Source organism: Cyclonatronum proteinivorum, from assembly GCF_003353065.1.
GTDB lineage: Bacteria > Bacteroidota > Rhodothermia > Balneolales > Cyclonatronaceae > Cyclonatronum > Cyclonatronum proteinivorum.
Map to the genome: position 1 here is coordinate 1873243 of NZ_CP027806.1, position 20439 is coordinate 1893681.

The window sequence follows — 20439 nt, forward strand, 5'->3', positions numbered from 1 at the left end:
AGGTGTCTGCGGTTCCGTGGCACAGCCTTTACCGGAAAAGGGTGTGCCACGCATGGCTGCATACAGTCCGTCAGATTACCTTAACCCAGGCAAAATCTGGGATATCGCCACAGCTCCCGGAGGAGTCGTGTTCATGGCAGCGGATCGCGGACTTTTGGAATACGACGGCAGTCAGTGGCGTCGCTTCAGGGGAAGTGACGGTTTCCTGCGTTCGGTACTGGTTAAATCCGACAGCCTCATTTATACCGGCTCAGATCTGGATTTTGGCCGGTGGGTTAGAAGCGGTGATGGAAACTGGGAGTATACTTCCCTGTATCCGTTTCGCGACGAGCTTGCCGGTCTTGCGGAGGAGTTCTGGGGCGTGTATGAGCACAATGGCTTCCTATACTTTGTTTCCGCCAGCAATCTCTATGTGTACCGGAATCAGAACCTGACCAAGATTGTTGCACCGGATCGCTTCAGCGGCAGTTTCTTTTTTGAGGAAGCCCTGTGGCTTGTAGATGAAACGCAGGGGTTGATTCGGGTTACGGAATTTGCCCTGCAGCAGCTTGCACCCTTTCCGGAATCAGGGCCACAGGAGATTATCGGGATGTTTCGGGATAACAACAATCTACGCCTGGTAACCCGTGAATCCGGACTCCTCAGCTATCGCGACCGGACCATTGAACCTCTTAATTCGCCGCTGGCAGCTGAATTATCTGAAGCGGGGGTGTTTAGCTATGAAGCGATTTCGGATTCTGTTCATGCATTCGGTACCATTCAGAACGGGCTCATCATTGCGGATGCGGGCGGACGCGTACTTCATCGTATCAACCGGAATAAAGGCTTGTTGAACAATACGGTTCTGAGCCTTCACTACAGCAGGTATGGGAAACTGTGGGCCGGACTCGATTTCGGGCTGAATACTTTTGACCTCCGCAGTAACTATTCTTTCTTTTATGATCTGCAGGGCGCTTTTGGCACCGGGTACGCAGCGCTTTTGCACGACGAAACCTTTTATTTAGGCACAAATACCGGATTTTATCGCACCACCTGGGATAACCTCAGCGGCAGTCAGCTTTCGCCAGGGTTTCAACCCGTACCCGGGCTCAGTGGTCAGGTATGGTCCATTCATCAGATTGGCGGCGATATTCTGATAGCCCATGACCGCGGGCTTTTCCTTTACCGTGATGACACAGCTGTTCGCCTGAATGCCGGCAGGGGAGTCTGGACACTTGTACCGTTCAGGTCAAAACTACTTGCAGGCACCTACAACGGCATATCGGTTTTCAGTCGGGAAGCAGAGACGTGGACTTTTACCAAACAGCTTGAGCATATTTTTGGCTCGGTCATTCAGCTTGTCCCTGAAAGTGATGAGTGGCTCTGGGTGAATATTCCGAATTTTGGCATGGTACGCACCCGCCTCAATGATGAGCTTTTACCTGTTGACCGCTTGCTGTATCCCATTGCTGATTTCGAAGGAGATGATGCCAAAATAGTTGTCGAGGGCGAAGATTTGTTCGTGCTGACAAGCCGCTTTAGGTACCGGTATGATTTCGACACGGAACAGTTTGAAGTAGCTGTTCCGGAGTATCATTTGCATTTACCTTGTGAAGTGGTCCCCGGCGTATTTGCCCCGCTGATGCTGAACGATCAATGGCAGTTTTATCCGGTCTCAAACGGTTTCATGATAGAGGATCTCAGTCGCGAAATGGATCCGGCTCAATTCAATACAAATTTTGAACTGCGGCAATCACAGATTTTTAGCTATCAGGAAGAGCGTTTTTGGGAACCGGACGATAGAATTCCAAGCGGCCTGAACAATGTGCGGTTCAGGGTACTCATCCCCAATGAAAGTGCCATGCGGTATCAGTACCGGCTGCATACAACGCAGGAGTGGAGTGTTCCGCAGGCTTCAGATACCATTGAACTCGTGGGATTAACCCGTGGGCGCCATGAGCTTGAGATCAGGGCGGTAATGGGCGGGGAAATATTTGCTGAGAAAAACTTTACGCTGCATGTAGCGCCTCCCTGGTACCTCAGCTGGTATATGCTACTCCTCTTAGTGCTCCTTTTTATTGCTGCCTGGATTATTGCCCGGCGCTGGCACCGTGAAATCCTCATAGATCAGAAAAGGGAAATGTTGCGGCGTCAGCAGCAGGAAATGAAAAAGCAGGCTGCGCATCAGCGTCAGGCAATGCTCGAAAAGGAACAGCTTCGACTTAGGGGAGAACTTGAAAAACTGGAGCGCAACCTGAAAAGTAAAACCCTTGAGCTCGCCAACAGAGCTAAAAAAGGGCAGGATAAAAACCGGATACTACAGGATATCAAAGAAAAAATAGATGCGCTTGAGGCTACTTCGCAGGTTTCGAAACGCCGTATCGTCGAAATAGACAAAATGCTGGATTCCTGTATAGATCTTGATGACAATACCTTCGAGATACAAATGAACGAGCTGCACCAGGAATTTTTCCGGAAGATGAAAGAACGTTTTCCGGATTTATCAGGAAACGACCTGCGCCTTTGTGCTTATGTGAAGCTTGGTTTCAGCGCAAAGGAAATTGCCGACATGCTGCAAATTCAGCCATCGAGTGTCTACATCAGCAGGTCAAGGCTTCGGAAAAAGCTCAATCTTGATACCGAGGAAGATCTCTATGGTTTCCTGAACGGCATTGAATAGCGCTGAACAATTATGCGTCACTACATACCAACATGCAACAAACGGGCAGTGCGGTACACGGCTGGCTGCGCTTTCAAATAAACGGGAGGAATGAAAACACATGAATAGTCAAAATGCAGTAGTTACCCGCATTGCTATGATCGTAGCGCTGGGTGGGTTTCTGATGGGATTCGACGCCTCGGTTATTTCCGGGGTTGTGGGTTTCATCGAACCGGAATTCGGTTTGTCAAAAATTCAGCTGGGCTGGGCTGTAGGCTCGCTGACCCTCACCGCAACCCTTGCAATGCTTGTAGCGGGTCCGCTGAGTGACCGCTACGGCAGGCGAATGGTGCTCAAAGCTGCGGCAATTTTGTTTGCGGTTTCCGCCATAGGTTCTGCGCTTGCACCGGATTTCCTGACCCTCGTTATCGCACGCATGATTGGCGGTTTCGGCGTAGGTGCTTCCCTCATCATCGCCCCTATGTATATTGCAGAAATTGCCCCGCCCAAAATGCGTGGCAGGCTCGTGAGCTTTAATCAGCTCAATATCGTCATCGGGATTTCGACCGCATTTTTCACTAACTACCTCATCCTGCAGTGGGCGCAGTCTGATGCCGGCTGGGCGCAGGCGCTGATGTTCAGTGAATACACCTGGCGATGGATGCTCGGCCTCGAAACCCTTCCCGCAATTCTCTATTTCTTCGGGCTCTACTTCGTACCCAAGAGTCCGCGCTGGCAGATCATGACCGGAAATGTTGCGGAAGCCCGCACGACGCTCAACACCATCTACGGTGAAGCAGAAACAGACCGTCAGATCGAAGATGTTTTGAAGAGCCTCAATGCGGATAAGGACAAAGAAAAAGTTTCGATGAAGGAAGTATTTCATCCTTCGCTTCGGCTGGTTTTGATTATCGGCGTCACCCTCGCCATTTTGCAGCAGATCACGGGTATAAACGCCGTCTTCTTTTATGCCCCGATGATCTTTGAGCAGTCCGGTATCGGCACCGATGCGGCATTCATGCAGGCAATTCTCGTGGGACTTACCAACCTCGTCTTTACCGTCGCTGCCATGCTCCTCATTGACCGCATCGGCCGAAAACCGCTACTGGTTATAGGCATGAGCGGCATTACGGTGATGATGCTCCTCCTGGCCTGGGGCTTTCACTCGGCAACCTATGAACTCACCGGGCAGGACATTGCCGCTATGGAAGTGCCCGCAGAAGTACAAATGCAGGCGGCGGGACTGGCCGGGCTTTCCTTTCAAAACGATGTGCAGTTCAAAAACGCGGTAGCAAATGCCATCGGAGACGATGCTGCCCTTGAATATCAGTCGGCGTTTCTGACGGCCGCCATTGATATCAATCCTGCCCTGATCCTGTTTGGCATACTGGGCTTTGTAGCCTCCTTTGCCATCTCCATCGGACCCGTGATGTGGGTGATGTTTTCGGAGTTGTTTCCGCTTCGGGTGCGCGGCCTTGCGGTCTCGTTTGCCGGCTTTATCAACTCCGGGGTGAGCTTCTCCGTGCAGCTGGTTTTCCCCTGGGAGCTTGCGGTGCTGGGCAGCAGCATCACCTTCCTGATTTACGGCCTCTTTGCCGCCGCAGGCCTCATCTTCATCTGGCGCATTGTGCCCGAAACCAAAAATAAATCGCTCGAAGAACTCGAGCAGCAACTCGTGAGGAATCCATCATGAAACAAACCATCCCCATCATTCTAAGTATCCTCTTTCTACTCATGGCAACACCTGAGTCCCTGATTGCGCAGCAGGAGCGTCCGCTTTATCTCGACCCGAATGCTTCGGTAGAGGACCGTGTGGAAGACCTGCTCGCCCGCATGACCCTCGAAGAAAAAATCGGGCAGATGAGTCAGCTCGATATCTCACAAATCAACACAACCGGACTTCAAGCTGATGTTTTTCTCGATCCGGAAAAAGCCCGCGACATGGTCGTTAACAACCATGTTGGCTCGTTCCTAAACGGGGAGGCCGTTCCACCGCAGCAGTGGTATGAATTTATGGCGGAGCTCACCCGCATTGCGGTTGAGGAAACCCGTCTCGGCATCCCCATCATTTACGGGATTGATCACGTGCACGGGGCAAGCTATATGGCGGAAACTACCATCTTCCCGCAGCCGATCAACCTCGGTGCGACCTTCAACACAGAGCACGGCTACAACATGGGCTGGGTGACAGCGCTGGAAATGGCCGATGTTGGCCATCACTGGAATTTCGCGCCAACCCTTGATGTGGGCCGGAATCAGATTTGGGGCCGCCTTTATGAAACCTTCGGAGAAGATCCGTTGCTAACATCCCGCATGGGGGTCGCCTATCTCGACGGCTTCCACAACAATGAAGAAATTGCGCCTTACCGGCTGGCTTCCAATGCCAAGCATTTTCTGGCCTACTCGGATCCTGTGTCAGGCTGGGATAAATCCCCGGCAAGCCTGAGCATGCAGGAAATTTATGAAATGCACCTGCCGCCGTTCCGGGCTGCCATTGAAGCCGGCGTGATGACCATCATGGCCAACAGCTCGGAAGTAAACGGCGAACCCGTGCACGCTTCCGCTCTATTCCTCACCGAAATGCTGCGAAAGCAGCTCGGTTTCGACGGCGTAGTGCTCACTGACTGGGATGAAGTCGGCAAACTCGCCGGTTTTCACCGCATGGTTCCCGATTATAAAGAGGGCACCTACCGGGCTGTGACGGCCGGTATCGATGTGAGTATGACACCCCTCAGCCTGAATTTTAATGAGGCCCTTTTGGAACTCGTGCAGGAAGGCCGTATTTCTGAGGAAAGAGTGGATGAATCTGTCCGCCGTGTGCTGCGCCTGAAGTTTGAGATCGGCCTCTTTGAAAACCCGTTTCCGCGCAATGACCGGCTCGACCGCATTGGCAGCGAAGAAAGCCGGATGAAATCCCTGCAGGCTGCCCGCGAATCCCTCGTGCTTCTCAAAAATGAAGACGACGTCCTTCCGCTGCAAAATCCAGGCAGAATCGTAGTTGCGGGGCCTTCTGCCAACAGCAAACGTAACCTTTCCGGCGGCTGGACCCTGGCATGGCAGGGCGGACGTGAAGAGCAGTACCCCGATCGCATGCTCACCGTGTACACCGGCCTGCAGCAGGCTTTCCCCGAAGCGCAGATCGATTTGCTTGAAACACTGCCTGAAAGCCGTGAAGCCCTTATGGATTTCCTTGCCGGTGCCGAAACTATCATCTATGCCGGCGGTGAAGAACCCTATGCTGAATTCCTGGGCAACATCCTCGACCTGAATCTCGAAGCTTCGCAAAAAGAGGATATCCGCCGCCTGTCTGAATCCGGTATCCCGCTTGTGACCGTGCTCATTCAGGGCCGTCCCCGCCTGATCACGGACGTACTCGATCACATGGACGCACTCGTGCATGCAGGCCTGCCCGGTTTTGAAGGAGGGGAAGCCATAGCCGATGTTCTGAGTGGCAACGTTAATCCGAGCGGTCGACTGCCCTTCACCTACCCGGCCTTCTCCGGACACATGCTCAACTACAACCACAAGCCGAGCGATATCTTCTTCCACCACCCGGATTCCCAGAATCCCTTCGAAGATCCCCGGCCCGGCACGCACCTGTTCGAGTTTGGTGACGGCCTCAGCTACACCGAATTTGAACTCAGCGACCTCCGTCTGAGCGCCGAAACCCTCAGCGGAAACGACCATCTCACCGCGAGTGTCACCGTCACCAACACCGGTGATGTGGCCGGCAGCAAGCCCGTGTTGTGGTTCCTGAGTCAGACCACCGGCCTCGTTCCCCGCCCGGTGCGCGAACTCAAACACTTTGAGCGCGTAACCCTCGAACCCGGCGCCTCCCAAACCCTTACCTTCGAAATACACCCGGAAGAATCACTCTGGTACCCCGACGCCTCCGGAAACCGCGTCTTCGAAGCCACCAAATACTTCGTAAGAGCCGGCACCCTCACCCAAACCTTCACCTACGAACCGTAACGGCACACGCCATCGGCAGGTAAACGAACCCAAAAGCCGGGCCTGACAAAGCAATCTTGTCAGGTCCGGCTTTTTATTTTTGGGGGAAAACTCCGCGAGCATCAATGGTACAGAGGCAGGTCAAGAGCTCCCAAAACGAAGATAAAGGCGTTGCTTTTTTAGGTCGGGCGAAAAAAAGCTGGCCAAAGCTCTTAACTAACTTCTGATTGGAATTACCATTATAAAGCACACCCACAAGGACGTCAACTCCGCTATCTTTCTCCGTGACCTGGTCTCAGATGCGTGCAGGAGCAGGGGCGTAGCCCCGCTCTCTTCGTAGCCAAATTCAGCCCCCCCCGAAAAATTACAAGGGGCGTCAGCCCTGCAATCTCACCTAATCGTACCATTCGAATACAAATTTCAGGTCATAATCCACCTCGAATTTTTGAAGTATCAACAAATACTCATCCTTAAAAGATTGCTTTTTATGGTGTTCCGGTTGATTTAACACGTACTTCACCACCTTATCAATATGCGATTTGGAATACGTAAATGCACCGAATCCTTTTTGCCAATTAAATGGTCCGGGAATGAGCTTCTTTGCATTAATCCATCTTGAAGACCCTGTTTTTACGTGTTCCATCAAGCTTGATGGTGAAATGGTTGGGTGCATGCTTACAAAAATATGCGTATGATCAGGATTGGCATAGATGGCGTACGTTTTGCATCTATGTTTGGTGATGATAGCACACATTACTTTTTCTAATTCATCTCTGAAGGATTCTTGGATGATGTTTTTTCTTCCCTTGACTGCGAATACGAACTGAATGTATAGTTGTGTGTAGGTGCTGGCCATTGCTTTATTGCGAAGATTTGTGGGCTACGTGGCTATGAAGAATTGTGGGCTACGCCCCATTGTGTCTGTTCTGCTCAAATTCTGGTTTTGTGATTGTCGGATGCAACGTGGCTATGAAGAATTGTGGGCTACGCCCCATTGTGTCTGTTCTGCTCAAATTCTGGTTTTGTGATTGTCGGATGCTACGTGGCTATGAAGAATTGTGGGCTACGCCCCCATTGTGTCTGTTCTGCTCAAATTCTGGTTTTGTGATTGTTGGATGCTACGGGGCTATGAAGAATTGTGGGCTACGCTCCCATTGTGTCTGTTCTGCTCAAATTCTGGTTTTGTGATTGCCGGATGCTACGTGGCTATGAAGAATTGTGGGCTACGCCCCCATTTTGCCCTATTTAGATTCTGATTTTGGGTTTTCGAAAACAACGCTTCCGTGATTTGGGAAGTCGATTGAGGTGCTTTGTCTTTGCTGTAAGCGGGCTTATATTCTGATCTGAAATTGAATCAGTAAATTATAATTAGCGCGTGCAGAACTTTAAAGACGATCCGGAATGGTTTGCACCCGATGCATGGTCATTGAAGGAAATAAGGTGAACAGATGAGAAAAGTGAGGAAGAAGGGAGTCATCCGGTTTTGGAGCGGAAACCGTTCGGCTTCGCGGCGGGCGTTTGAGCGGGAGGTGCTTCGGGCAGTGATCGAATGTATCCCTTATGAGTCGGGCTATTGGGAGATTGAGGAAGATCCGTCGGATGTGCCCGGGGAGACAGAGGCTCAGGTGTTTGTAGACAAGACCCATGATTTGCTAGTCACGGTTGGCGGCAATCCCAAATTTGACACAAAGGATACGATCGTTATTCCGCAGCCGCTGGATTTTGGTATGCTGGGCAGCCGTTTGCTTATTATTAGAAAAGAGGATGCTGCCGACTTTGGTGCTATCAGGGATAAGGCGGGACTGCAGCACAAGGTGCAGGGCATACCGCTGAGCTGGGCCGACGCTACAATTTTTCGGGCCAACGGCTTTGCCGTAAAAGAGGAGGGCCGTGTGGATGACCTGCTGCAGCGGCTTGCCGGTCGTCAGTTCGATTATACAACCTTTGGGGCACTTGAAGTGCTGCAGCTTTTTGAACCGGAACAGCCCGGACTGTCAGCCCTGATGATTGAAGACACCTTATTACTACAGTACGAAATGCCGCTTTTATTTTATGTGCGATCAGACCGGCCGCATATTGCAGCGCTGATTGAAAAGGGTTTAAAGGTCATTTCGAATAGCGGTCTGCTGCGCGATGTCCTGCAAAAGCATTTCGGCGGTATGGCAGCTAAACTTCAGCTTGGACAGCGGAAAAAAATAGAACTCAGGAATCCGCTGTTTCCGTAAGCGATTGTACTACACGGATGATTAATCGTCAGCCTGATACAAGCTGTTTTCCTTTTTATAAGCACCTGAGTGTTGCTGTGCCTCCCAAAAAGCAAGGAATTGATCTTTGGTTTGGGGGCTCATGAAATGAACCGTACCCCCTGATGTTCACGGAGTTTCCCCCAAAAAAATAAAAAAACCGGGTACAGCAAAATGTTTGGGTTCCGGCGTTGCAGCTCAGACATGGGATCAGGCGTTGCTGTTGTCTGGTTTTTGGAGCTCAGCGAAAAGGATTTCTTTTAACTTATCAAAACTGAGTGGTTTGGTGAGATAGTGATCTGATAGGCCGAAATCTTTGGCTTTTTCCATGTCGTCTGAGCTGAGGGAGCTTGTGAGGATGTAGGTTGTGACCTGCTCAAAGCCGGGTAGATTTTGTGCGGCTTCGAAAAATTCCCAGCCGTCCCAGACCGGCATGTTGAGGTCAAGAAAAATGAGATTGGGTAAGGCGTCTCCGCTTTCTGTCCGTGCTTTCAGTGCATCGTAAGCAAGCTTACCGTTTTCAAATTCTACGATGCTCTCAGACATTTCAGAGCGTTCTAAAAATTTTTTAAGTAAAAAAAGCTGAATTTTCTCATCCTCAATGAGGCAGACTTCCCTGATTTTTTTCATAAGGCAGTATTATAATAAAAGTTGTTCCCTTGTTAAGTTCGCTTTCTACGGTAATTTCACCACCAAGTGCTTCAACCTGATTCTTAGTTATAAAAAGTCCCATACCTTTGGAGCCACGATCGTTGTGGAATTTTTTATACATGCCGAATAGCTTGTGTTTGTGCCGGTCCATATCGATACCCAGACCGTTATCTTCCACATAAATATACATATGCTTCGCTTTTTTCATAGCGCTAACTTTAACAAAAGTTTTATCACTGCTGGATCTGAACTTTATGCCGTTTGTTAGCAGGTTGAGCAGAATCGTAAATAGATAGGGAGGGACGGTTTTTATGATCGTTTCTTTTTCAACTTCATTAATAAGTCTGACCTTGCTTCTTTCAGCTATTTGGTTTACGCTACCAAAGGCTTTGTTCACAAACTCACGCAGCTCAATGATTTCCGGATTGAGTTCCTGAATTTGCCGCATGTCGAGTACTTTGTTCAGATGGGTGATGGTTTCATCTAAATTTTCTGCAGATTCTTTCAGCATTTGCAGGTATTGAAGCTTGTAAAGCTCGGGTTCCTCCATTTCCAGCATCATAAAAATGCCCAGAATATTGGCAGTGTGGATACGCAGGTTGTGGGAAACGATATGGGTAAAATCCCGCAGGCGTTTGCTTTGTTTTTCTTCAATATCAAGCAAGGATTTGATCTCATCCAGCTTGTCTTTGTAATCGGTTATGTTGCGGACTGTTGTAATGACGCGGTTGCTGCCAAAGGCCGTTGTCACTGCATTGTAGTAGCGGGGTTTGCCTTTAATATTTAATTCATATTCAAAACTCTGAAGCTTACCGCTTGACAATGCAAGCCTTGTGTGCAGCATTTGTTTTTCTGCAACTTCCTTTGGGAAGCTGTCATTTACATTAGCTCCGATGATACTTTCCGGAGGCATGTACAGGTCTGCGTCCTGAGGTGCTTTAAAGTCAAGGAAGGTACCTTCTTTATCAAGAACAAAAACGAGATCCGCTATGGTCTGCAGCAGTGAACGGTGGTAGAGTTCACTATCCCTGAGTTTATTTTCAGCTTCTCTGATTTCAGTTATGTCGATGTGTACGCCGAGTATAATGTTGGATGAGCTTCCTGTTGCAGAGGGCAGGTTCTGACCTCTTGACCATACCCAAACGCTGTGCCCGTCTTTATGAATCATGCGGAAGTAGCTCTCGTAGGTACCTATCATTCCGCCTTCAATGTAGTTTCTTGCTATTGTCCGGGCACTCTGGAGATCATCAGGATGTACCAGGCTTTCCCACAAGCTGAAGTTGAATTCGTCAGCTTTGAACTCTGTTCCGGTGTAACCCAGCATTTTAAAATACTCAGGGCTGCACCACAATTCATCGGTTTCAAAATTATATTCCCATGCCCCTGTGCGTGAGACCTGTATGATTGAACGGTAGCGGGCTTCACTGAGCCGCAGGTTTCTTTCTTTTTCCTTCAGTTCGGTTAGGTCAATGTCGATACAGTACAGCTCGGCTTCCCCCTGCATGTTGTAGATGAGTACGTGGTTAGAGTACACATAAACGGGCGTACCGTTTTTCTTTTGCATCCTAAGTTCAGCAGAGGGTATGGGTTCATTATTATCAATCCAGTTAGAGATATCCCGGAAAACCTGCTCGCGGCCTTCTGAGGGAATAATCAGCTCGTCCAGTTTATTACCCAAGGCTTCTGCCCGGGTATAGCCGTAGAGTTTTTCTGAAGCTTCATTCCAGTAAATAACTTCTCTGTCCCGATTATAACCCTGCACAGAAATGACCGGCATCTTCTCAAATATCTCCCTGAACCGCTTCTCGCTTTCCTTAAGTTTGGTCTCTATATGCTTGCGTGAGGTTACGTCAAGGTTTGTGCCTCGTACCCCTCTGAAGGTGCCGTCTTTATCAAATACAGGCTGGCAGACGTGCTCAATAAATCTGAGCGTACCGTTTTTGTGAAACAGCCTGAACTCACAGCGGTCAGGTTCAGGCATGTTCCAGGTTTTTGCGCGATGATTTTTGTAGTGCGCGCGGTCTTCCGGGTGAAGAATGTCAATCAGTAGTTCAGGATTTGCTGTGAATTCGGCAGCCGTGTAGCCCGTTACCCGTTCACAGGCCGGTGAGTTGTAAATCAGCTCGCCGGTAGGCAGTTCCCAGAATTCCCAGTGATAGGTGTTGTCGGCAACAATCCGGTACTTTTCTTCTGATTTTTGAAGGGCTTCATCCGCGCGCTTCCGTTCGGTAATGTTTTCCTTAACGGCAAGGTAGCTGGTGATTTCACCTTTGTCGTTTTTGATGGGCGAGATGGTCGCTGATTCCCAGTAAGATTCTCCGTTTTTTTTATGATTGAGGAGTTCGCCCTTCCAGGTTCTTCCGCTTGTAATGGTATCCCAAAGCTCCTTGTAGAACGACTGGGGCTGATTTCCGGATTTGAGAATTCTCGGGTTTTGTCCCAGTGCTTCCTCAAGGCTGTACCCGGTGAGCTCCGTGAAGGTAGGGTTAACATAGGTGATATTCCCGGCTACATCCGTAATCACAACGCTGGCCGGACTTTGCTCAACGGCCTGCGAAAGACGTACGAGCTCTTCTTCGGCTTTCTTTTTTTCGGTGATGTCTATTTCGATGCCATCCCATAAAATATCGCCATTGGGCTGCAATCGGGGGGATGATGAGGCATAAAACCACCGGATACCACCATTGGGGTGTTTGATACGGTATTCACACTGAAAAACGCTCATTTTGTTAATGGCCTCTTCTTCCATAGCCTTAAGCTTTGCTCCGTCTTCAGGCAGCATTTGGCCATAGAGGGTGTTGGCATCCGCTAAGACTTCTTTGGCAGAGAGTCCGTGCATCAGTTCAACACCCGCACTGATGTAGGTAAACCTGCGTGAGCTTGAATCAGGATTTGTAAGGATCTGATAAACCAGCCCGTCAGGCAGGTTGTCGCTAATATTGGTGAGTTGTTTTTGGGCGTCGGAGAGTAGTTTTTCAGCCTGGTACTGCTGGGTTATATCAATAGCCGTTGCTGCCATATATGCCGGTTTTCCCTCATCATCGTGTAACAGCACACCGCTCATGAGCATAGGGAAGGTAGAGCCGTCACGGTGTTTATGCCATACGAGGGTGGGTTCAAAGGTACCGTTTTGGGTCAGTTTGCTGATAAGTTCACTAACATGCTGCAGCTGTTCAGGCGTATGGCAAAGGGACATGTAGCCGCCCTCTAATTCATTTGCTGCGTATCCGTGTATATCTGCGAAAAAGCGGTTGGTGTAAATGAAGCGGCCGTTTAGGTCGGCAATAGCCTCACCGTACACGGCTTTATCAGCAATTTTTTTGAACCGCTCGAGCTCGTATTCGGCTACTTTCCGCTCATTTACGTCGTAGCTGAATCCGAACCAAACAATAGTACCGTCTTCCTTTTGTTCCGGCGTAGCGTTACCCTCAGTCCAGATAATTTTATTGTCAGGGGTTATAACCCGAAAAGTACACTGCCATCCGGATAAGGTTCTGGCTGATTCCGCAACACTGTCCCTGAAGTGGGCTGCATCGGCGGGGTGAATAGCCTTCAGAACCGCTTCGGCATCGCGCGCGGCCTCTTCATGCGTAACGCCGTAATATTCCATCAGACCCTCGCTGACAAAAGGAAATGTGTGTGTGCCGTCAGGGTTGAGCTGATAGATAAAAAGCACCCCGGGCAGATGTTTGCTGAATTCCTGCAGTTTGAGCGCTGCATCATCCCGTTCGGCTTCCAAAAGCTTGCGGTTGGTTATGTTGCTTGCAATACCGTCAATACGAATGGGCTTCCCGTTTTCATCCCGTATCAGGGTTGATTTGTCAAGAATCCAAATGACACTGCCATCCGGTCTTATCACCCGTGCTTCCCGGGATGAAAATCCCTTATCAAAAAGAGTTTCAAAACTCTCATCCAATGTATGTAAATCCTCGGGGTGAACCGTTTCGCGCCAAAGATCAGGGTTTTGGTAGAATGCTTCAATTGGGTACCCGTACAGCTGCTCGGCTTTTGGACTGAGAAAATGAATACGGTAATCCGGCAGCATTACCGACCAGACCACATCATCAAGGTTATTCAGAATACTGTTTAGACGCTCACTGTTTTCCTTTAGCGCCCTTTCCGCGTTTCGCTTTTCGGTTACATTTCTGCTAAAAAAAGAAACCCCCGTAATGATACCGTTTTCATATATGGGATTAGCCGAAAACTCAATGTGAATATATGTTCCATTGAGGGTGACCCTGTCTTCTTCTGTGAAACGCTCCCCGGCAAGACCGCGGTCGTAACGTGCTTTCCATGCGGACTGTAATTCAGGCGGCAGCGAGGAGAGTAAATTCGAATTACACTCCAGTTTTACACCGAAAGTCTTTTCAAATTCACGCTGAAATGTTGCGTTGATGTACTGTATCTCGTATTTGCGGTTGATGGACCAAATACTATCCAGCGTACTGTCAAGCACCGCATTGAGATGGGCTTCGGCTTGTTGCTGCCGCTGTTTCTGAATTTTTTGACGGCTTGCGTCCAGAAACAGGGTTATAAAAAAATCCGGTTCATCGGAATACGCATGAATCTGATACCATTTGCCGAGTGGCGTGCTAAATTGCTCGAAATGCTGCGCTTCTCCCCCTGTTGCAATATTGCCGTAAAAACCGATCCAATTAAAAGGGTCGTCTTTAATAGCGGGTATGACCTCTGTGACCCGATTATTCAGTACCTGCGCTTTGGTTAAACCGGTGATGCGTTCAAAAGTGTCATTAATCTCAGTAAAGATGTAATCACAAGGTGTGCCGCTCTCATTCAGGATAATCTGATGTTTTGCGTAGCCCATGATGGGGCTTTCTAAAAGAGCTTGCGGCAGGTCTGACATTAAGTAAATAACAACATGAAAATTCGCTGAACACTGCTGGGGGCCTGAGGGCAGTATTAATTTTTATATTGATTGTAACTTACATTTGTAAAACGAATATGTCAATGAGTAATGACGTGACCCTGTACTTTTTTCAGACACGAAAACCGGTTTCCAACCTGCCCGTCAGCAAAGTAAATGCGCCCTTGGGCTTAACAGGCTGACCAATTTCATCAGGGTAGCTGAAGTCGGCCGGGGTAAAGCTGAAGGTGCATTCTCTCGTTTCTCCGGCCTGAAGCGGCACTTTCTCAAAATGCCGTAGCTGTTTAACCGGTCTTGAAATACGCCCGAAAGCCTGTGATACAAACCAGAGCACCGTTTCACAGCCACTACGGTTGCCCGTATTGGTGACTTCAACCCTGGCGGTATAGCGTGTTTCCCCGTTAATGTTCTCCGCTTTAAGGCTGAGTCCGCTGTATGAAAACGCGCAGTAGCTCAACCCGGAACCGAAGGGAAACAAAGCTGTTGCTTTTGTGCCTTGCTGAATCTGATTGGCAACGTTAGGGTCAAAGAAGTAGATGTTGCTCTGTTTGTGATGATAGGGCAGGTGATGGTTCGGCCATTTGGGATAGGAAAAGGGCAGGCGTCCGGATGGGTTAACCGTACCGCTGAGTACCGTTGCTATGGCTTTAGCCCCTTCAAACCCGGGAAGACCGGCATGCAGTACAGCCGAAGTGCTTTCGATGGATTCCGTAATCAGGCGCGGACGTCCCTGAATAAGCACCAAAATAAGCGGCGTTTCGGCTCTCCCCAGCAACGCTATGGCATTGCGCTGAAAGGCGGGCAGCCGCATATCTGAAATATTGCCCACATACTCACAATAAGGCTCTTCGCCCCCGGCATAGATAAGGGCATCGAATGCGGACAGCTGTTTCAGGAAAGCTTTTTGTTTTGGGGATGAAGCCTGTTCAAGCCCGGCAAGCACATCATCCGAAAAGACCACAATTTCTGCATCGGGGAATTCCTTTTGGAGCGCGGTTTCTATGGTGTGCATCTTCTCAGGAAAGCGCTCTTCTTCGCCGCCCTGCCAGGCGATGGTCCAGCCGCCGCAAAGGTTGCGTTTGCTTTTTGCTGAAGGGCCAAACAGCGCGATTCGCTTTGGGGATTGCAGCGGCAGGGTGTCGTGCTCATTTTTGAGCAGGACGATGGACTCCTGTGCCGCCTTCAGCGCTTTGGCGCGGCTGTCTGCGCGCCCGATTCGTTCGAAGCGGTCGTTACGCGGAAACGGATTTTCGAACAGCCCCAAATCGAACTTGAGTTTCAGAATCCGCCGGACGGATTCGTCAATGCGGGCTTCGGTAATTCGTCCGCTCTCCACAAGTTCGTGCATGGATTTGTTGAAATCCAGGGTGAGGGGTGTCATGCACATATCTATACCCGCCATCACACTTTGATAGGTTGCTTCTGTGAAGTTTTCGGCGGTAAAGTGGAAATTCATCAGCTTGCGCACATCGTCCCAGTCGGTAACGACAACGCCATCGAAGCCCATTTCTTCGCGCAGCAGCCCGGTAATGATTTCATGGGAGGCATGAACGGGTACACCATTTACTTCGCCGCTGTTCAGCATGATGGTGCGTAAACCGGCATCAATCGCATGCTGAAAAGAAATCCGGTGAAATTCGTGAATTTGCTGCATCGGGATGAGCGCCGGCGTGCGGTCCCACCCGGAGCGGGGGTCGGAGTAGCCGAGAAAATGCTTGCCCGTAGCGGATACTTTATAGGGGGCGATTTCGTCATTCTCCTGCATGCCGCCGACAAAGGCCGTACCCAGTTTGGAAGCCAGCAGTGGGTCTTCTCCGTAGGTCTCATAAAAGCGCGGCCACTGTGGGTTCAGCCCCAGGTCAAGCACAGGTGAAAAGCACCAGTGATGACCAATATCCGCGCATTCGAGGGCGGTAATGCGCCCGGTATTGCGGGCATGTTCGGGCTCAAAAGTTGCCCCAAGGTTGATACCCTGCGGGAAAACGGTTGACCCGCTCAGGTAGGTTGCCCCGTGAATGTGATCGATACCATATATAATGGGAATGCCAAGCCGGCTTTCTTCTGCGGCTATGCGCGTGAGGCGGTCCATGAAACCAAACCAAACATCGGCCTCAACCGCCTCCCCGTTTAAAAATGATCCGATGTGATGGTTCAGAATCAGATTCCGCGCCTTCTTTTCATTAAGCACAATATCGCGCTGTTCGCCGGTTGTGTTGATGAGGGTGACATCAAGCTGCGTCATCTGACCGATTTTTTCGGACAGCGTCATGCGTTTGAGAAGGTCTTCAGTTCGTGCCTGTGCCGGTAGCGCAGGGTTTTGATAAGGCAGCACTACAATAAAATCTTAAATATAAATGGTATTCCCGCGGTATGGCGGGGGTTTGCTCAGACCAAAGTCTTATATGGGTTTTTGAAAATGCGGCTCAGAGAAGTTGTGCTTTCCCGCACGCTCAGGCTCACCGGCACAAGGCTGATGTAACCGGTATGTCGTGCGCTGCTTTGTTCTTTGAGACGATTGATAATAATCTCAATGGTTTTCTGTCCCAAGCTGTCGTAAGGGGTGTGGACCGACGAAAGGGTAGGGGTATAAAGGTTACAGGTCGGCAGGTCGTCATATCCTGCAATGGCGACATCATTTGGTATGATGAGTCCGTCACGGATGGCATTGTGCATGAATCCGACAGCCATGCTGTCGTTGGTACAAAAAATGGCCTCGGGTTTCACAGGGGCATCTTTATAATTATAATATCCTGCCTTTCCCTTGGCGAAGGAATAATCCCCGCAGTATTCCCAAACAAGGCTAAGGTTATCTGAAGCATTGATATAATCTAAAAATCCGTTTTTCCGGAGCATGGCTTCTGACTTGTTAATAGGACCTTGAATGACCCCCAACTTCTGATACCCGCGCTCTTCGAAATGCTTTGCAACCAAATGTCCGCCGCGGTAGCTGTCGAAGGTGACGGTATCCATAACAGGGCTTGCTATCGGCGCAATGGAAACCAGCGGGAACTCAGCCGGAAAGCTATTGAGCAAAACTTCATACTCAGCCTCACCATAATCCGGCATAAAGATGACCGCTGCATCAAAATGGGTTTTACGCAGCTCACTCACGATTTCGTCAGGACTGTCTGAAGTATGCGTCACACTCATCAGACTAACACCGGCATTGGTGTCTTTGGCAGCGAGGTCGAAGCCTTCAAACAGCGAAGCAAAAAACTCACCGGTGTAATGCCGTGTGACAATGGCAATCTGAATGGTATTCCGCAGCTCAATGGGGGTGTGTATAGATGAAACGGGGTAATTAAGCCTGTAGGCGCTTTCATAAATCCGTTTCTCATTTTCTTTGCTGATTTTCCCGGTGCGGGTAAGTGCCCGGGACACCGTTGAAATGGACAGACCGGTGTCTTCGGCGATGTGTTTGAGGGTTACTTTTTTTATCATAAGCAACGAATTCGAATGCGTGAAAATGGATCCATAATATTGCAAAAAATTTGCATAAATGCCAATACGATTTTCTGCGAATAGAGGTGTGATTGTTTGGGCAGCACAGTTTTTTTCGGATTTGGGGCATAAATTTCACGTAAATGCAAAAAATGAATGGTTTTTTTGTTGTAGGAGCAACGATGATTGGTAGACATCATTGATGTTTTTGGTACCTGTATGCTAATTCATTTTGCATGATTCTGATTGCTTTAGGCTTTTTTCTTTAGTTTGCTAAACTCTTCCACTTATTTCAGTAGCATTGTGGGGGATGGCTGAGTTAAAGTGCGGAATAATTTTCTAATGTGTGCAAACTCAGGAAAAGTATTTGCAGGGCTAATAAAATTCCAATATCTTAAAAGCGTTTCCAGAATTACAAATAAACCTCATTTAGTTATGAAATCATTTTATACACAAAGCCTCAGAGCATTATGTGCTATGTTGCTGATCGCAGGCCTGAGTTTCGGTGCTGCACAACAGGCTGACGCCAGACAAGACAATGTCATTATTAACGGCGATTTTAGCTCCGGTCTCGACTCCTGGACGCCTTTCGTTGCAGATTTTGCCGGCGTTTCAGCCGATTTTAGCGTAATTGATGGCGAAGCAGCCATTACCAATATTTCCGGTGCCGGCGGAGAAGTATGGTATGTTCAGTTCAATCAAATTTTGACAGAATCGCAGGTTTCTTCCCTGCAGATGGGACAGAACTACAAAATTCAGTTCGACGCACGCTCAAGCGAAGACGGACGTCAGCTTCGCTCCTATTTCGGGGAAGAAGCTGGCGGGTTTGCCAGCATTAATATTGCTGATTTCAACCTGACCACTGAAATGCAGACCTATGAAACAGTCTTTACCGTTGACACCACTTACCCGCTGATGAAGCTTGGTTTTGAAATGGGTTTCAGTAACGCTGACGTTTTCATTGACAATGTTTCAATGGTAGCAACTGAAGAAGAGCCAACCCCTCCGGGCGGACTTACCCTGCCGGTAACATTTGACGATCCGGATATCGATTACGGTTTGTTCGATTTTGAAGGCGCAATCTCTGAGATCGTCACCGATCCTACTGACCCTGCCAATATGGTTGTGCAAACGCTCAAGCCTGAAGGCGCTATCTTCTTTGCAGGTACAACGGTAGGCGACCCTGACGGATTTGCAGAAGCCATTCCGTTTACACCTGAAGAAACAACCATGAGTGTTCGCGTGTGGTCACCTGTTGCTGGTATTCCTATTCGCGTCAAAGTTGAAAACTCAAATGATCCCACTGTTTCTGTAGAAGCAGAAGTGGTTAACACTGTTGCCGAGGATTGGGAATTGCTCGTATTCGATTTTGCAAATCAGGCACCTGGTACAGCTCCTATTAACTTCGCAAGTACCTACAACAAGTTTACCATTTTCTTTGACTTCAATTTTGAAGATGAAGCTGTTGAGCGTACGTACTTCTGGGATGATATTGCCTTCGGTGGCGAAGGCGTAATTGTTCCACCGGCAACACCAATCGGTTTTGTAGCACAAAATAACATTAACGGCGAACCTGTTGGCTCTGGTGAAATGTTCCTTGCTGCGGGTCCAAACAACGTTGAAAATCCAAATGTTGAGTATCGCTTGTATTACGCGCGTACCGCAGACGACGTTGAAAATCCGATTGAAGAAGCCAACGAGTACGAATTTGGTTCAACTCCAGGTGACGGAGACGGCGTAAATGCATTCGGTTTCAACATCACCGGTCTCGATCCGGGTACAAGCTACACCTTCTGGCTGCATCAGTATAACAGCAGCACCGACCTGTTTTCTGAGCCGGCTGTTGCAACGGAAGTATCCGGTGGCGAAGGTACAAGCGTTGAGGAACCCGGTGAATTGGTTCGCGATTTCCACCTCAGCCAAAACTACCCGAACCCGTTCAACCCAACAACAATGATCGAGTTCGCCGTACCTGAAGCTACGGAAGTAACCCTTGAAGTATTCTCTATCAACGGTCAGCGCGTTGCTACGCTTCTTAACGGAAGTGTACAGGCCGGTCAGCATAGCGTAAGCTTCGACGCGACCAACCTCTCAAGTGGTATTTACCTATACCGTCTGCAGGCTGGCAGTGAAGTGATGATGCGTCAGATGACCCTCATCAAATAAAACAGAACGTTTGTGACAAGACAGACAGACAAAAAGGATTGCAAAGCTCAAGACAGATTGGTTGATTGATAAACCTTGACAATCCTATTAAAGGCTTCCCCTCAGGAATGAGAGGAAGCCTTTTTTTATTTTTGTACGCCTCACATTAAAGCAAGCGAGTTCCGGGACTTACTTGTTTGGCTGGTGTACAGGGCAACAAGCATGCAAACTATGCTCACACGATAACGCCTTTTGATTATGTGATAACAGGTTTCGTGCTACAGTAAGATCAATCAATTGATTGTATGGAGCCTGTCGGCAGATAATAGCTTGCGCGATAGTTTCAGCTGTAAAAGACACAACCTGATACAAAGTGGACAGGCGGTTAGATTGGAAACAAACTCACCGTATTGTTTCTCAGATTCTTCTAAGAGAATACCGATGACAGGGTTAGTAACAAGTCAACCTAAATTTAGAGCCTTTAG

The 20439-nt window shown here is 49.0% G+C and carries 10 protein-coding genes; 5 read left to right on the forward strand and 5 right to left on the reverse strand.

The window, feature by feature from the left end; translation table 11 throughout:
• Nucleotides 1-52: 52 nt before the first annotated feature.
• From CYPRO_RS07330 to CYPRO_RS07340, 3 genes are all read left to right on the forward strand, one after another.
• Entirely contained in the window at nt 53-2659 is a 2607-nt protein-coding gene (locus tag CYPRO_RS07330) for a helix-turn-helix and ligand-binding sensor domain-containing protein (protein WP_124245561.1), read from the forward strand.
• A gap of 100 nt (nt 2660-2759) precedes the next feature.
• Nucleotides 2760-4331 (forward strand): sugar porter family MFS transporter, encoded by a 1572-nt coding sequence (locus tag CYPRO_RS07335; RefSeq protein ID WP_114983998.1) that lies wholly within the window; start codon nt 2760-2762, stop codon nt 4329-4331.
• Nucleotides 4328-6610 (forward strand): glycoside hydrolase family 3 N-terminal domain-containing protein, encoded by a 2283-nt coding sequence (locus tag CYPRO_RS07340; protein WP_114983999.1) that lies wholly within the window; start codon nt 4328-4330, stop codon nt 6608-6610. The genes CYPRO_RS07335 and CYPRO_RS07340 overlap by 4 nt, the downstream gene beginning before the upstream one ends.
• A gap of 373 nt (nt 6611-6983) precedes the next feature.
• Here CYPRO_RS07340 and tnpA read toward each other — a convergent pair whose 3' ends face one another.
• Entirely contained in the window at nt 6984-7445 is a 462-nt protein-coding gene (tnpA, locus tag CYPRO_RS07345; protein WP_114984000.1) for an IS200/IS605 family transposase, read from the reverse strand.
• A gap of 592 nt (nt 7446-8037) precedes the next feature.
• Between tnpA and CYPRO_RS07350 the strand changes: the two genes are divergently transcribed.
• A complete protein-coding gene (locus CYPRO_RS07350) occupies nt 8038-8814 on the forward strand; it encodes a hypothetical protein (RefSeq protein ID WP_114984001.1) in 777 nt (258 codons plus the stop codon).
• Nucleotides 8815-9042: 228 nt separating this feature from the next.
• Here CYPRO_RS07350 and CYPRO_RS07355 read toward each other — a convergent pair whose 3' ends face one another.
• The 4 genes from CYPRO_RS07355 to CYPRO_RS07370 all read right to left on the reverse strand — a co-directional run bounded on the left by CYPRO_RS07355 (nt 9043) and on the right by CYPRO_RS07370 (nt 17809).
• The gene (locus tag CYPRO_RS07355; RefSeq protein ID WP_114984002.1) at nt 9043-9462 is read right to left on the reverse strand and encodes a response regulator; all 420 of its coding nucleotides are present in this window, start codon (nt 9460-9462) and stop codon (nt 9043-9045) included.
• Nucleotides 9431-14308: a PAS domain S-box protein gene (locus CYPRO_RS07360; RefSeq protein WP_164682624.1), complete on the reverse strand. Its 4878-nt coding sequence runs from the start codon at nt 14306-14308 to the stop codon at nt 9431-9433. Before CYPRO_RS07360 ends, CYPRO_RS07355 begins: the two co-directional genes overlap by 32 nt.
• 172 nt (nt 14309-14480) lie before the next feature.
• Nucleotides 14481-16700: a glycoside hydrolase family 3 protein gene (locus CYPRO_RS07365; protein ID WP_124245562.1), complete on the reverse strand. Its 2220-nt coding sequence runs from the start codon at nt 16698-16700 to the stop codon at nt 14481-14483.
• A gap of 53 nt (nt 16701-16753) precedes the next feature.
• A complete protein-coding gene (locus CYPRO_RS07370) occupies nt 16754-17809 on the reverse strand; it encodes a LacI family DNA-binding transcriptional regulator (protein ID WP_114984005.1) in 1056 nt (351 codons plus the stop codon).
• A 435-nt stretch (nt 17810-18244) separates the two neighbouring features.
• Here CYPRO_RS07370 and CYPRO_RS07375 point away from each other — a divergent pair, with 435 nt between their 5' ends.
• Entirely contained in the window at nt 18245-19975 is a 1731-nt protein-coding gene (locus CYPRO_RS07375; protein ID WP_164682626.1) for a T9SS type A sorting domain-containing protein, read from the forward strand.
• The last annotated feature ends 464 nt before the right edge of the window (nt 19976-20439 follow it).